Annotated in this window: 9 protein-coding genes and 2 pseudogenes; 6 read left to right on the top strand and 5 right to left on the bottom strand. The window is 61.8% G+C overall.

Annotated features, from left to right (window positions below):
- Window position 1 precedes the first annotated feature (1 nt).
- The 6 genes and pseudogenes from ABIB91_RS34140 to ABIB91_RS34115 all read left to right on the top strand — a co-directional run bounded on the left by ABIB91_RS34140 (window position 2) and on the right by ABIB91_RS34115 (window position 5048).
- A complete protein-coding gene (locus tag ABIB91_RS34140) occupies window positions 2–1003 on the top strand; it encodes a methionyl-tRNA formyltransferase (protein WP_354171098.1) in 1002 nt (333 codons plus the stop codon).
- Window positions 1004–1550: 547 nt separating this feature from the next.
- Entirely contained in the window at window positions 1551–1976 is a 426-nt protein-coding gene (locus ABIB91_RS34135) for a ParB N-terminal domain-containing protein (protein WP_354171096.1), read from the top strand.
- Window positions 1977–2165: 189 nt separating this feature from the next.
- Window positions 2166–2393, top strand: coding sequence for a hypothetical protein (locus tag ABIB91_RS34130; RefSeq protein WP_354171094.1), 228 nt, complete (start codon window positions 2166–2168; stop codon window positions 2391–2393).
- 340 nt (window positions 2394–2733) lie between these two features.
- Window positions 2734–3490, top strand: a pseudogene (locus ABIB91_RS34125) (YqaJ viral recombinase family protein).
- A pseudogene (locus ABIB91_RS34120) lies at window positions 3474–4641 on the top strand (ERF family protein). Before ABIB91_RS34125 ends, ABIB91_RS34120 begins: the two co-directional pseudogenes overlap by 17 nt.
- Window positions 4638–5048 carry a hypothetical protein gene (locus ABIB91_RS34115; RefSeq protein WP_354171090.1) on the top strand — a complete coding sequence of 137 codons (411 nt, stop codon included), beginning with the start codon at window positions 4638–4640 and terminating at the stop codon, window positions 5046–5048. The pseudogene ABIB91_RS34120 and the gene ABIB91_RS34115 overlap by 4 nt, the downstream one beginning before the upstream one ends.
- Here the strand turns inward: ABIB91_RS34115 and ABIB91_RS34110 are convergent.
- The 5 genes from ABIB91_RS34110 to ABIB91_RS34090 all read right to left on the bottom strand — a co-directional run bounded on the left by ABIB91_RS34110 (window position 5026) and on the right by ABIB91_RS34090 (window position 14631).
- Entirely contained in the window at window positions 5026–6753 is a 1728-nt protein-coding gene (locus ABIB91_RS34110) for a PQQ-dependent sugar dehydrogenase (RefSeq protein WP_354171088.1), read from the bottom strand. The two genes, ABIB91_RS34115 and ABIB91_RS34110, sit on opposite strands and share 23 nt — an antisense overlap.
- 616 nt (window positions 6754–7369) lie before the next feature.
- The gene (locus tag ABIB91_RS34105; RefSeq protein WP_247475343.1) at window positions 7370–7984 is read right to left on the bottom strand and encodes a transglutaminase-like cysteine peptidase; all 615 of its coding nucleotides are present in this window, start codon (window positions 7982–7984) and stop codon (window positions 7370–7372) included.
- 846 nt (window positions 7985–8830) lie between these two features.
- The gene (locus ABIB91_RS34100; RefSeq protein WP_354171086.1) at window positions 8831–10144 is read right to left on the bottom strand and encodes an HlyD family type I secretion periplasmic adaptor subunit; all 1314 of its coding nucleotides are present in this window, start codon (window positions 10142–10144) and stop codon (window positions 8831–8833) included.
- Window positions 10141–12075, bottom strand: a complete 1935-nt coding sequence (locus tag ABIB91_RS34095) for a type I secretion system permease/ATPase (RefSeq protein WP_354202499.1) — start codon at window positions 12073–12075, stop codon at window positions 10141–10143. The genes ABIB91_RS34100 and ABIB91_RS34095 overlap by 4 nt, the downstream gene beginning before the upstream one ends.
- A gap of 90 nt (window positions 12076–12165) precedes the next feature.
- Window positions 12166–14631 carry an Ig-like domain-containing protein gene (locus ABIB91_RS34090; protein WP_502917053.1) on the bottom strand — a complete coding sequence of 822 codons (2466 nt, stop codon included), beginning with the start codon at window positions 14629–14631 and terminating at the stop codon, window positions 12166–12168.
- Window positions 14632–14719 lie beyond the last annotated feature (88 nt).

Below are 14719 nucleotides of genomic sequence, written 5' to 3'. Positions count from 1 at the left end.
CATGACCGAGCGGCTGCAGCCCGATGTCCTCCTTCTCGCGGACGGACCGACAGGCTTCACTGCCCTTCGGTCGTTGGCTGCGCAGTGCCGCGTGGCCCAGGTCTTCCGGAAGCCGGACCAACCCGAAGCCAGCGCGCTAAAGGCATTTGCGAAAGCCCAAGGTATCCTGGTCACGGAGTTGCAGGAATTGAACCAGCTTCGGAAAGCGATCGCCGACTTGCGTCCCGCTGCCGTCGTGATCTCTTCCTTCGATCGGATAATCCCGCCGCAAATTCTTGCATTGTGTCGCTTTGTTAACGTGCACTATTCGCTTCTGCCTCATTATCGCGGCCGCGCCAACGTGAACTGGGCAATCATCAATGGCGAGACGACCGCCGGAATCAGCATTCACCTTGTCGTCCCGGAGCTCGATGGCGGCAATCTGCTGTTTCAGCAGGCGATCCCGATCGGCTCGAACGACACGGTCGCGTGCCTGTACAATCGTCTCAATGCCATCCAGGAGCGTGAGCTCGGCGGGGTAGTTCTGCGAGTCGTCGCCGGCTATCAGGGCACCGGCCAGAATACCGATCAGGCCTCCTATGGCTGCACCCGCGTGCCGGACGATGGCGAGATTGATTGGCGACAGCCGACCGACGTCATTGATCGAATGATCCGCGGATTAACTCCGCCTTTTCCTGGTGCCTTCACCCATCTTGACGCTCAGCGGCTTATCATCGCCAACGCTTCGCCGCGGCTTGATGCCCCCTCTTATATCGGCCGCGTGCCGGGCCGGATCGTGGGCCGGTCACCCTCCGAAGGTTGGGTGGATGTGCTGACCGGCGACGGCGTCCTGCGCGTATCCAGCGTCCTCACTGCCAATTCCGAACGGCCATGTGCTGCCGCTTTCGTCATTGGATCGACGCGAGCTACCCTTGGGCTGTCACGCCTTGACCTTCTCCGCCGGATCGTTGCGCTTGAGGACAGGCTCGCTTCGCTCGAGCGGCTCAAATGCACTCAGGAGTAGCTCGCCCGTTCTGGCCAAGCAAGGCTCCGTGCGCCGGCGTTTCACGCCCCTTCCCGCCCAACGGCCGCCCACAGCCCATCGCGGCCCGGACTCTGCACGCGAACCCAGCGCACAGCCGTCGCCGGGGCATGCCGCGGAAACTCAGGGTTTCGCACATCCCAAGTGCGCCCGAATTCCCTGCGAACAGGGAATTTTACAGGGAAAAGCGCGCGTTGCAGAGCCGTCATCTGGTCCGCACATTGCGCAATGCCCGTAGAATCGCAACGCAAATCAAACTGTCTCGTCTCGCTCCGGCATTCCGGAACAGCGAATTTTTTGCGGGCGAACAGGGAATCTGGTTGCCTTGAGCACGGAATAACGCAGACGCGCAGGCACCGCGTCGGCAATGGTTTTGCGCCACGCTATTGAGGCGGGCGTCGGTGCGCGCGCGATTCCTTCTGTGGATAACCACTGTTGCAAGATCGGCGTCCGCGCGCTGGGATGAATCGTTAACCGTAGTCCAATTTAGTTGGCTCGGCTCCTCTCTTAGCTTTTGCGAGGCGATCCGATGCAACATTCCGATGTGCGGACCAACGGTTATCCGCTGCGACATGACCTCACCCCCGTTCCTGTGCGGATCGAGGAACTCAAGCCGCTGGGCCAGCAGACGCGCCGACACGCGACGGCCCAGATCGGCAAGCTCGCGGCGAGCCTGCAGGAGTTCGGATTCGTTCTTCCCATCGTCGTTGATGCCAAACGCCGGGTGGGTATCCGGCTGGGCGCTGGTCGTAGCCGCCCGGCAGCTCGGGCTCTGCCGTCCGATGCTCCTTGGCTCGATGAATATCTGTCGGAGCTTCTTGCCTTTCCATATGGAAGGCACGATGACCAGGTCGATAGCACCTCGCAATTCCTCAACTGGGCGGCCACGCGTGCAATGGTCAACGATTCCGATATGGGCTGTAGTTCCGTCAGCAAAGACCCGTTCGGATACTGATACTAGGCCACGGCGCCGAGAGCCAAACCGGCGTCGCGCCATCATGTACCGCGCGCACCGGGACCACTCCGGACCCACGCAGCAGGTCGCCGGTCAAAAACAACAATGTTGCTGGAGAAAGCACTGGCATTGCCGCGCCAACGGAGCGTTACTGGCCAAGTCTGAGCCGCCTTTGTCCCGGAGACAACGATGGAGCCGCCCTTCGAGTTTGCCCATCTTAGTCCCGCCTGCGATCCGCCGGAGCGCTACCAAGCGGCGGCGGAGCTGCTGGCCGAACTCTGGGGCCGCGTGCGCGCCTTTCGCGCCGATTGCAACGACGATCCGTTTCTCACGGCTGTGACCGGTCACCTTGAAGCTCAACTGGTCGCCGCCGGCCTCGTGCTCGGCATCCAGCTCGATCTCATCTGCCGACGCTAGTTTGGTGTTGCCCCATCAAGGCGGCAGCGCGCCGATTCAAAGCCGCAAAGGACCGCCGCACGCCGGCGGCCAAAAGAGCAAGAATCTTGCTGCAGAAAGCGCTGGCCTTCGCGCGCAAACGGAGCGTTACTGAGTCGGACCGGGCCTGGGCCGTTGCCCCGGTTTCTCTCCTCGCAGCTGCGGGGCTTTTGGTGGTGCGGCGCCAAGCCACGTTTGCCAAACCAAGGAGAGACCGGTGATCCCGATTGCAACCGACGGCGCCGAGGCGCCACATCGCATCATCAAGTTCGACCCCAACGACCGGCGCGCTTTTATCGGCGGCTCGGATGCCCGCATCATCATGGGCAATGATCAGGACGACCTCACGCGTCTGTGGCGGGAAAAGCGCGGCGAGATCGCGCCGCAAGATCTTTCGAACAACCTGATCGTGCAGCTCGGCACCGTCACCGAAGACCTCAACCGAAGCTGGTACCAGCGCGCGTCGGGTATGACAATTACGGAAATTCAGAAACGGGTACGGCATCCCGTCCACAGCTGGATGGCGGTCACCCTCGATGGCATCGTCGCAGAAACCGGCGCGGTGTTCGAGGCCAAGTTCATGCTGCCCTGGGCCTTCACCGAGGAGGCCGCGGCCGACAAACACATGGCGCAGCTGCAGCACAACATGTGGGTGATCGCCGCCCGTTCGGCGGTGCTGTCGATCATCACCGGCGGCGGCAAATGGGTCGAGCTCACGGTGCATGCCGATCCGCTCTACCAGCACCTGCTGCTCACGGCCGAAAAGAAGTTCTGGCGCTGCGTGCAGAGGGGCGAGCCGCCGCTCCTGTTCGGGATCGAGACGCCGCGGCCGCGGCTGGCCGCCGTCAAGGTCGTCGACATGACCGCGTCCAATCTCTGGGCCGACTGCGCGGCGACCTTATCTGCGCACCCGCGCCGCCCATGGCGAGCACGAATTGGCCAAGGCCGAGCTGAAGAAGCTGCTGCCCGAGGACGCCAAAGAGGCGATCGGCCACGGCCTTCGCGCCAAGCGCGCCAAATCCGGCGCCATCAGCTTTGATCCGGTGGAGATGGAGGCCGTCCATGCACCAGGCCAGTGAGCATATCGGGGCGATCGCAGCGGCGCTGGCCCGCGCCCAGGCCGAACTGACCAACCCGGAGAAAACCCTAACGGCTCAGATCCGCTCGCCCCTTTCTGCGTGATGACGATCGGACGTTTCGCTACGCCTCGCTGGCTTCGGGCCTCGACATCGTGCGCAAGACCCTCAGCGCGCAGGAGATCGCCACCATCCAGACCACCCGGGTCGAGCCGGCCACCGGCATCATTCACCTCACCACCCTGCTCGCGCATGCCTCCGGCGAATGGATCTCCTCGGACTGGCCGGTCTGCGCACTCAAGGACGTCGAGGCGCCGCACCGCATGGGCGCGGCGCTGACCTACGCAAGGCGCTATGCCCTGTTCGCGCTGGTCGGGATTACCGGCGAGGATGATCTCGACGCCCCCGATGTGGTCGCCGGCCCGCCGGCCGCGGCGCCGCACGCAGCCTCTGGCGCGAAAGCCAAGCTCGCCAAGGACGTTCTCAACCGCGCACCGGTGCTGGGGCCGCCAGAGTCCGCGGAGCTCCGGGAGCGGCTGTTGCGCCAGCTCGCCGCCCTGCACGAGGGTGAGGGCCTGCTTGCCTGGACCAAGGCCAGCCTGCCGCTCAAGAACACCCTGCCGGCGGCAGACGCCCGGATCGTCGAGGCCGCCTACCAGACCCGCCGGGAGGAGGTCGGCCGGCTCGCGGGCAGCAGGGGCGAACACGCGCCCTTAGATCCCGAGCCAAGCCTGTCGGCAGAGCCGCTCGCGGGAGCGGCTGCCGAAGCTCCGCTGCAACCGGCGGTGCAGGACACTGGACTGGCCTATCCCAAGGAGCCGCCGCGCAAGCGCAGCAAGGCGCACCTGCTATTCGTCTGCCGGCAGCCCTGCCTGGTCTGCCAGCAAACCCCGTGCGATGCCCACCATCTGAAGTTTGCCCAGCCCCGCGCGCTCGGGCGCAAGGTCAGCGACGAGTTCACGATCCCGTTGTGCCGCGCGCATCACCAGGAACTGCACCGGCAAGGTAACGAGCGCGCGTGGTGGTCCAACCTGCAGATCGCGCCCTTGCTGGTGGCGCAGGACTTGTGGGCGGCGAGCCCCGTCCACGATACGGCCAACTTGATGCGCGCGGCCTTGCCCGCAAACCTTGGATCGGAGGCCTCACCGCGATGAACGGGCCATTCCAAACGGCGCAGCAGCCGACCGCGACCGCGCTGCCGATCGAGTTCGAGGTGTTGGCACCGCCCCTGCTGCTGCCAGGCGAGAATCTCGACCACTACCAGGCGCTGCGGCAGGCGGTCTTCGCCGACCTCGCGCCAAGATCGGCCATCGAATGGCTGCTCGCGATCGATGTGGCCGAACTCTCTTGGGAGATCCAGCGCTGCCGCGTGTTGCGCCACAAACTTCTCGAGGTCTATCGGCAAAAGGCCGTTGAAGCCGCGCTGCGCCGCATTGACATGATCGGGATCGCACCTGAGTTTGAAGACCAGGCCGAATACCATACGCGGCAAACGCATGGCAAAATTTCAAAGCCCGGTTCGCGCCACGAAACCTTTGTCAAAGCGTACGCAGATAACTGAGTATAGCCCGGCGCTCTGTCGCGCTGGCATCACCTGCAAAATCCATCATAGTCCCGGGACAGAAATTGCTTGGGGCTCTGAGGAACTCCTCCAGGCGCTCTTCCGTCCATATACCCCCCAGCCGACGCAAACTCGGGGAATAATCTGGATAGCTCCCGACGGACGCGACTTGACGACCGATGATACCGAGCAAATCTGGGCCGATCCGATTGCCGTTGGTCAAGCTCGACTGGTGACAGCCACCACACTTCTCCGCAAAAAGTGTCTCACCGGTAACACCCTCTTTCGGGCGAAGCGAAATCATCTCTTGATCGTCCGTCCATAACATCAGGGTGCCATCATGCCCCTCGACGAGGTCGCGAATGCGGCTTCCTATCGCTATGGGCTCGAGGTATTTGACCTGGCCGTCCCGCACGCGCGCACGAAACAACGCCGCAGCCTTGAGGGAAGCGATCAACAGATCACCTCGCCATTCCGGAAGTAATCCGCGCTCCACGACGAGCAAATTGGAAACCCCAATCGACGGGACCCAAGCGAACACAGGAGCTTCATAGCCCTTCTGCTCCGGTTCAGGCTTATTCAGCGGCCACGCGAATGCACCATAGTCCGTTCCATAGGTCGCGTATGGCCAACCGTAATTTGCGCCCGGGAGCAGTCGATTCAGCTCATCGCCGCCTTGGGGGCCATGCTCGGTCAACCATACTGTCCCAGACGGATCGATGTAGAGGCCTTGGGGATTCCTGTGACCGATGGTGAAAGTCCTGGCTCGCCCATCAGCAATATTGATCGCCACCGTTTGACCATAAGAGGCAGACGAATCCTGCGCATAGGCGTGAACCGAGGCGAGCCCGTCAAAACCGAAGTCACCAACGGTCAACAGCAACGTATCTGCATTGAGGAGAGCCATCCGCCCTCCCCCAAAATAACCGACGAACGGAATGCCGCGGCGACGGTATTCGCCGCGCACCGGTAGACACGGTGTCGTTTCGTAGAGGGCTCTCCACTCGAGCCCCACTTCGCCGCGAAGAATTGCCGCGCGGTTCGACTCCAGGACGGAGATCCGCTCCGTCCAACATTCCTCAGCGACATGCCAGAAAGCGTGCGAAACAAAGATGCGCGTGCTCGCCCCGACCTCCTGAACCAGTAAGCCATACGTCCGGAACCACTCCGGATTAAGAATCTCGTGTCCGGCCTGCCTCCTCTGCGCCTCTTCCGGCCCCCAACCGACTCCTGCGCTCCAGGGGCGCCCGGCAGCCGCAGAAAATGCATCGCCGTTAATCGGCACGCGATACGGAAGCGTCTTGATGGTCAGGCTGTCACCTGCTTCCCGAGAGAAGAGGTGGAGATGACCATCTCCACTCAACAGAAGATAACGATCCTCGATCCGTGCCAGCGAGCCGCCGGCTACCGCAGATTTTGGGAAAGCTCTCGAGTAAGTGTGGACATCGAGGTTGTAGAACTCAGTCTTTATCACGCCCGACGTGCTAGCCGGCACCTCGGGCGTAAAGCGCACCACCGCCAAACCCGCCAGCGCTGAAGCTATCAGGCCGACAAGTGCCAGGGCCTGACGCAGCCCCGACGCGCCTACGAGGTACGGGGCCGGGACAAAGACCAACGCGGACGTGAAAACGCCAAACGTGATGGCGCGGGAATAGGTGGTTTTGGCGAGCACAAATCCAAGGAAGACCGCGCCAAAAATCGCCATGGTGGACACCACTGTCCGCCTCACGTATGACTCTCGCGGGGGCCGCATGGAAAGCGCGCAGCCGGCGCTTAGGACGAAAGCCGCCACAAGGCAACCCGGGGGAAGCAATTTGGCAGCGGGGACCTGCCACGGAGGGACGCCGAAATTGAAGGCTGGCGACAGGAAAAGCAACGCAACACAAGTGGCGTACCACAAAACCGCATACCGCGACGACGGCCGTTCGCGCCTACCCGGTTCTACTTTAGCCTCGACGCGGTGAACGAACTCAACCGGTGAAGCACGACTCTTTTTTGAGAACGGAGCGGCCTCAGTATTGTGAGGCTCCTGATTTCTCAGCTCGACCGAGCGAAAGAAAGCCATTGAATGTCCCTTGCTTCACCCTTTTTGCCGCGCCAATTGGCCATCTCGCTAGACGTCGTCACCGACCAGGTTCGAGCCGTTAGCGGTGTATGTTGGCGCCCTCCCCCTGTGACTTGGCCTGTTCCTCTCTGGATCCCCTCGGCTAGATCATGTGCTCGCAGACCGGCTCGCTTCGATCGAGCAGCTATCGAGCAGCTTAAGTGCGCCGAGGCGTAGCTCGCGCCTTGCGGCGGCGGGAGGCTCAGGGCACCGGCGCTCATGTCCCTTCCCGCCCAACCGCCGCCCACAGCCCATCGCGACCCGGGCTCTGCACGCGAACCCAGCGATAGGGCGTCCGCGACCATGGCATGATCTGCGGCGTGAGATTATCGAGGACGACATCGCCGTTCCTGGTACGCACGAGAAGCACCAAGTGATGCTCTCCGGAACCGACGACGACTTCGCTCAGTAACAGGACTCGCGCCGGCCACCCGCGCCGAAGCAGCTCGTGGCGCTTGCTTACCGCGTAGCCGCTGCAATCGCCCTGAGCGGGGTTGATGATCCACGCCTCGCCGGCAAGACCGAGCTCGTTGCGAACTGGCGCGATCGCCAGGTTGACCACGCGATTGATCTCCCGCAGGTCCGTCCATCGCTTCTCCGTCAGCCGGACCGGTCCGCCGCGGAAGAAGCGCCGCAGGCGACATTCGGCCTCATAACGCAGGCAAAACACCGTGTAAGTGAGCGGCGGAAGCGTCGGGCGTCCCAGCTCGATGTGCGCAAGAGCCGCTTGCGGGGCCGTCGGCATGGTCAACAATGCCGCACGCGCCCACTGAACGCCTCCTATGATCACAGCTATGGCTGCTGCGACGACTGGCCCAGAGGTTCGTTGCATCTGCCGATTCCCCTGCGAACGCCAAATTGAGGGCCCCGGATTCACCGCCCAGCGCCGCCGCCGCGGCCGCGGGAACGATCGTCTCTCCTATTAATATTTAATCCTATTTATATTTAATTCGGTCCGCAACAATAAAATAAACAATTAAATAGATGCGGAACTCGCCTGCAAGGAGCCGTCGTCGCGCCAAGGGCGCTGCCGCGGGAGGACGGGAAGAACGGTCGGCGCGGGTGTCGCCGTGGAGAGGCCCGTCAAGCGCCGCACGGAACGTGCTTCGCGCCCCCAGCACCAGTAACAATTTAACGTCGCACCATGATTTTAATTGTTGATTTAATTATTCACCGAGGCCAGATCGTCAAACGGCGCTTCCTCGAGCAGGACAGTTTCATATGCCAGGTGAGCTACTCGTCATCCTGGGGGCTGAAGCTTCAATACTTGTCTTCGTCGCCGCGATGACCCTGTACGCCAAGCGCATGGACGTACTGAGCGGACGGTCGTTCGAGCGATCCGTAGTCTCGTCCACAGACAACAGGCATCCGCTCCGGTCGACCCGTCGAAAGCCGCGCGATCTATTGCGGTTGATCAGGAGGTGGGTCGATCTCACCGCGCTCGCCCCACCAAATCTCTTGCGACGACCCGAAATCACCAGAACGGCGCGGCCGAGCCTTCAAACCAGACCGCGGGCTCTGTCCTGGCTTGTGACGCGCACTCGTCGGCGAGCCACGCCCGCGGCGGATGCATCCGGCCCAGCCGTGCCTTCAGAGGCTAATCGCAACGCTGGCGCCCACGGATTGGGCGCCAGCCCCGAATTCGCGCAGTCGAGCGCTACCATCTTCCCGCGAAGAATCAGCGTTCCTTGAACGCGCGCCCCGCCTGATCCCGCAGCGGCTTGAGCAGGTAGGATAGCGCGGTCCGACCTGCCGTCTTGATGAAGACCTCGACCGGCATGCCGGGCAACAGCTTGGCCGACCCGAGTTTCGCCAGCTCTTCCGGTTTCAGCAGGACGCGACCCGTGTAGTAACTCGTGCCGGCACGCTGATCCTGGGTGATGTCTGCCGAGACCATGCTGACCTCTCCGTCGATTTCGGGCGTGGTCTTCTGGTTGAATGCCGCGAATCGCATTGTCGCTGTCTGCCCCATATAGACCTGGTCGATATCGCGTGGTGCGATCTTGACCTCAACCGCAAGCGAGTCAGCATCGGGCACGATCAGCATGATCTGCTCACCGGGAGAGATTACACCTCCAACCGTGTGGACGCTCAGCTCGTGGACGCGGCCGGTTTGCGGTGCCCTGATATCGATCCGATTCAATTGATCCACCGCCGCAGTCTTGCGCTCGCTCAGCTCGGATAGCTTCGATCGCGTTTCGATCAGATCCTTGCCCACTTCCGTCCGCAGGTCCTGGTCGATCTGAATGATCTGGAGTCCGATTTCGGCGATCTTGCCCTTCGACTGAGCAATCATTCCTGCCAGCTGGCTGCGCTCGCCTTCGAGGCGGGCGGAATCGCGCTCGAGGGAATTGAGCCGCGTGATCGGCACCAGATTCTTTTGCCAGAGACTGCGCACGCCCTCCAGCTCTTGCCGGATAAATTCGACTTCCTTCTGCTTGGCCTCGGTCTGCCCTGTAAGGCCTTTGATCTCGTTTTCCAGCTGCGCGCTTTTCTCCTGCAACTGCGCCTTTTGGCCGCTTCGCGCCTGACGACGCAGCTCGAACAGCTTTCGCTCCGCAGTGATCGCACGGCTCGCCTCGGAGTTGCTCTCCTTGGCCCGGTCGAGCAGCACCTTGGGAAAGACAGTCTGCTCGGCGCCATCGCGCTCGGCCTCCAGACGAGCCTGCCGCGCGAACAACTCATCGAGGCTGTTCGTGACGATGGTCGCATTCGCGAGCGTCTGAGTCTCATCGAGGCGGATCAAAACATCTCCTGCATTGACCCGGGCCCCCTCCCGGACGCGCAACTCTCCCACGATCCCGCCGGTGGAGTGCTGAACCTTCTTGACGCTCGAATCCACCACAACGACGCCTTGGGCGATCACCGCGCCCGACAATTGGGTCGTTGTCGCCCAACCGCCGATCCCAAAGGTTACCAAACCGAACAAGATCATACCGACGATCATGTAACGCTGGATCGAATGCATCGCCGGTGTCACCAGGCCGCTCATCGACCGCCTCCTTGAGCTTCCGCGACGACTTTGAGCGGTGTGGGATTTCGCAACACTCTCTTGAGGACCTCCTCTCTTTTACCGAAGGACTGCACCCTGCCTTCCCCGAGGCACAAGACATGATCCACACTTTCCAACGCCTTCGGACGATGCGCAACCACGGCGACAATTCCGCCCCGACGGCGCACGTTCAGGATCGCTTCGGTCAAGGCCTCCTCGCCCTCGGCGTCGAGATTGGACGACGGCTCATCAAGTACGACCAGGAAGGGCTTGCCGTAAAAGGCGCGCGCGAGCCCGATACGCTGCCGCTGACCCGCCGACAGCGCCAGCCCTCCCTCGCCGATCTTCGTGCTGTAGCCGTCCGGAAGGGAGAGGATGAGGTCGTGTGCGCCCGCGGCATGCGATGCTTCCAGAACTGCGGCGGCCGTTGCCTCCGGGTCGAACCGTGCAATGTTCATCGCAATGCTGCCGTCGAACAACTCGACGTCCTGGGGCAGATAGCCGATGTGCTTGCCCAGAGCGTCCGAAGGCCAGTGATCGAGCGCGGCGTTGTCGAGCCGGACCCTGCCTCGAACGCAAGGCCACACCCCCACCAGCGCACGTGCCAATGTCGATTTGCCGGATCCGCTCGGACCAATGATTCCAACCGCCTGCCCGCTCCGCAAATGGAACGACACTTCACTGACGGTGGGCCTCTCCGAGTTTGGGGCGCCGATATACAGGTTTTCGACCGTGAGGTTTGCGACAGGCGGAGGCAATGCCAACCGCTCCTCCTCGCTGGGCAGAAGCTTCAGCAAGCGATCGAGCCGTTGCCCGGAGTGCCGCGCGGTGACGAATCCTTTCCAGTTCGCGATGGCCATTTCGACAGGCGCCAGTGCCCGCGCCGTGAGGATCGATCCGGCAATGATGATACCGGCCGTCGATTCCTGATTGATGACGAGGACGGCGCCGACGGCGAGAACCAGCGATTGCAGGATCGCCCGGAAAATCTTGGAGGCGCCACCGAGTCCGTTTGCGACATCGCTGGCCTGCTCATGGGCCGCGAGATACTTCGCGTTGACATCGCGCCAACGTAAGCCCGCCTGTTGCCGCATGCCCATGGCCTGCAGGACCTCGGCATTTCGCCGCCCCTCCAGCGCCAGTGCAGTTCGCGAGACGGCGAGACGCGAGGACGCCTTTGCCGGCCCTCGCGTGCGTGTTTCCGTAAGCATAGTAATGCCGACCAGGACCAGCGCGCCGGCCAGCGCAGTCACGCCAATCCAGAAGTGAAAGAGGAAGCAGACGCCGAGATAGATCGGCATCCAGGGCAGATCGAAGAGTGCCGTCGGCCCTCCGCTCGACAGGAAGCTGCGGACCTGATCGAGATCCCGCACCGGCTGCAAGCCATCGCCATCCGCTCTGGTCTTCAAAGGCAGGCGAACGAGCGCGTCGAATATGCGAACGCTGAGCCTTTCATCGAAATACCGGCCGACCCTGGCGCTGATCCTGCTCCTGACGAGGTCGAGCCCACCCTGGAACAGGTAAAGAACCGTGGCCAAAACCATCAAGGCGATCAGCGTCGGTATGCTGCGCCCGGGCAGCACCCGATCATAGACTTGCAGCATGAAAAACGAGCCGGTGAGCATAAGGAGATTGCTCATGCCGCTGAAGGCCGCGAGAGCCCAGAAAATCCGGCGGCACGACCGCAGGAAAGCCGACATCTCCGACTGCGGCTCGTGATAGTCCTCCGCCGACCGGGGTCGACCAGTGAATATCCGCTGCCGCAGGGCTTCGACCGGGCGCCTTGCCCAGCCGATCAGTTGCGGCGTCCGCAGTTCGGCGTCATTCGCCCACTGTCGTCCGGCCGACCATAGTCCCGCCAAATGCATAAGTGGGATTCGATAAAGATTCGCAGACGGGGGGATCACCCCCCGCCGTCCAAAGTCAGTCATGGCACCCGCCCTTAAAACATGCCTCGGGAGATCCCCCAAGAGATCCCCGAGGCAGTTGTTGAGTACTAGTCTGTGTGGTTGGCCCGCTCCTTACGCGAAGTGGAAGTCGTGGCTGTTCAACGCATCCAGCTTGGTGTTCTTCAGCGTGAGCGTGTCGCTCCCCGTCGCGATCACGACGTCGGAGCCTGATTGGGCTGCGTGGGAGAGAACGCTCGCAAAACTGTCGAACACACTTTTGCTGAACTCGATCGTGTCGTGCGCAGGACCGCTGGCAGTGAAGCTCTTGATGACATCGTTGCCGAAATTCGCAGCAAACGAGAAAGTATCGGCCTTGCTGGTGCCAACCAAGACGTCATTGCCTGAAGTGCTCGTCTGGATGTTGCTGCCTGTCGAACTCGAAGTAGGAACGACCTGACTGGTGCTCGTGGACGACGTAGCTACGCTGGAAGCACCGATCTGCCCGTCACCGTTGAGATCCTGGTGAAAGCTCGTCTCGAGCGATTTAAGGCCGGAGTCCGTACCCGACACGGAGCCGCCCGACGTGGAGCCGGTCAGGCTGCTGACGTGGGAAACGTAGTTGCCGTTGCTGTCGGTGTTCCAGGCCGTGTACTGACCGGTACTCGCCTCCTTCCAGGCAACCAGATAACCCGTCGCCGTCTTCTCCGCGCCAATCGGTGCCCAGGTGCCATCTGCCCCGTCCACAAAATCCACCCCGTGATTCTTCAGCGAGGAGCCCGATCCGCTGCTGCCGTTGAGGTAGAATTTGCCACCACTCTCAACGAGACTGGTCGCACCAGCCGCCTCGATTACTTTATCAGGAGTTGGCGTTGGCGACGTCGGTGTGGAAGCACTGGAAGTACCGATCTGCCCGTCACCGTTGAGATCCTGGTGAAAGCTGGTCTCAAGCAATTTAAGGCCGGAGTTCGTACCCGACACGGAGCCGCCCGACGTGGAGCCGGTCAGGGCGCTGACATGGGAAACGTAGTTGCCGTTGTTGTCGGTGTTCCAGGCCGTGTACTGACCGGTGCTCGCCTCCTTCCAGACCACCTCATAGCCTGTCGCCGTCTTCTCCGCACCAATCGGCGCCCAGGTGCCATCTGTCCCGTCGACAAAATCAATACCGTGATTCTTCAGCGAGGGGCCTGATCCCGTGCTGCCGTTGAGGTAATATTTACCGCCGCTCTCAACGAGACTTGTCGCACCAGCCGACTCGATTAGCTTACCAGGAGTCGGCGTTGGCGACGACGAGCCCGATCCGGACGTACCCGACCCGGACGAGCCGGAAGATCCGATGATAGGATCAAAAGCCGCTGACACGGCGCTTACGTTGCCCGCGACGTCAGTTGCCGTCGCCGTGAGAGCGTGTGCGCCGGCCGCCAGAGCAGCGGTTGTTACTGTCCACGCCCCGCTTGTGCTGGTCGTTGCGGTACCGACCTGCATGGTTCCGTCATACACCTTGATCGTGCTGTTCGCCTCGGCATTCCCGGACGCCACCACCTGATTGGCATTGTTGACGGTATCGCTGGAGATCGTCGGGGCCGCCACCTTGGTATCGACGGTCACCGCCAGCGCGGCCGATGTGGCGCTGGTCTTGCCCGATGAGTTGGTCGCGGTCGCCGTCAGCGTGTGCTTCGCATCAGTCAGAACTTGGGTGATGTAATCCCAGCTCCCGGTTGATGTCGCAGTCGTCGAACCGATCTGGGTCGAGCCGTCGTAGATCTTGACCGTGCTGCCGGCAGCAGCGGTGCCCTTGAGGTCGAGGGTATTGTCGTTCGTGATGCCGTCACCGGCGACGCCGCTGTCGGCCGAGAACGAGGAAATGACGGGTGCGGCTGGGGCAGTCGAACCAGTTGAGCCAGTCGAGCCCGTCGACGTACCGGCATTCGCCGACGTATTGAGCGTCCCCAACAAAGTCGATCCGTCATTGACGTTGCCGGTGTAGGTCGGGTTGGTCGTATAAAAGGAGGTATAGCCGTATTGACCCGACGCCATGTGGTTATTGGTGAACGAAACCCCGGTAACTGAGCCTCCGCTGAATATGTCGGCGTTGTAAACCGTGAAGCCGCCGCCCACGAGCAGATTGTTGTCGACACTGATATTGGAGATCGGCCCCCAATAGTTGTCGATCATGATAGCGGAGACCGATCCATTTTCATTGATGACCGTGTTGTGCTCGATGGTTACGTTGGACACGCCGCCGTCGATCTGGATGCCATCATAATGGGGCGATCCGGCCGCCTTCATGTCGTGGATATAGTTGTTCTGAATGACCGTACTTCCGGAATTGCTGCCCGCTACGTTGATGCCGTTTTCAACATTATAGATGTTGTTGCCGACAAACGTGCCCTCGCCATTGATTCCGACGTTGCCGGATGTGCCGCCGAGACCGTTGATTTCGCAATTCTTGACGACCGCGCCCGCTTGGTCATTGGTATTGACAATAAACCAGCTGTCGGACGTGATTTTGCAGTTCTCCAGCGTCACATTCGGTGCTTCGATAGTTACAGTGCCCTGAATGTTGAGACCAGAAATCACCGTTCCGGCTTGTGTAATCACGAGGTTTCCCGACGCCGTAAGCGTCACGCCTGGGGGTAAACCCGTGTTCGTCGCATCGGGCCATCCACCGTTTGGAGTCGTTGTAGCC

This window comes from Bradyrhizobium sp. JR4.3, from assembly GCF_040547695.1.
Lineage (GTDB): Bacteria > Pseudomonadota > Alphaproteobacteria > Rhizobiales > Xanthobacteraceae > Bradyrhizobium > Bradyrhizobium canariense.
Note: the sequence above shows the minus strand (reverse complement) of the source record. Positions and strands in the feature narration are given on the sequence as shown.

Coding starts and splice junctions, on each gene's coding strand:
- ABIB91_RS34105 (WP_247475343.1), bottom strand. CDS start 7,984: ATGCAACGAACCTCTGGGCCAGTCGTCGCAGCAGCCATAGCTGTGATC.
- ABIB91_RS34100 (WP_354171086.1), bottom strand. CDS start 10,144: ATGAGCGGCCTGGTGACACCGGCGATGCATTCGATCCAGCGTTACATG.
- ABIB91_RS34115 (WP_354171090.1), top strand. CDS start 4,638: ATGAACGGGCCATTCCAAACGGCGCAGCAGCCGACCGCGACCGCGCTG.
- ABIB91_RS34130 (WP_354171094.1), top strand. CDS start 2,166: ATGGAGCCGCCCTTCGAGTTTGCCCATCTTAGTCCCGCCTGCGATCCG.
- ABIB91_RS34110 (WP_354171088.1), bottom strand. CDS start 6,753: ATGGCGATTTTTGGCGCGGTCTTCCTTGGATTTGTGCTCGCCAAAACC.
- ABIB91_RS34095 (WP_354202499.1), bottom strand. CDS start 12,075: ATGACTGACTTTGGACGGCGGGGGGTGATCCCCCCGTCTGCGAATCTT.
- ABIB91_RS34135 (WP_354171096.1), top strand. CDS start 1,551: ATGCAACATTCCGATGTGCGGACCAACGGTTATCCGCTGCGACATGAC.
- ABIB91_RS34140 (WP_354171098.1), top strand. CDS start 2: ATGACCGAGCGGCTGCAGCCCGATGTCCTCCTTCTCGCGGACGGACCG.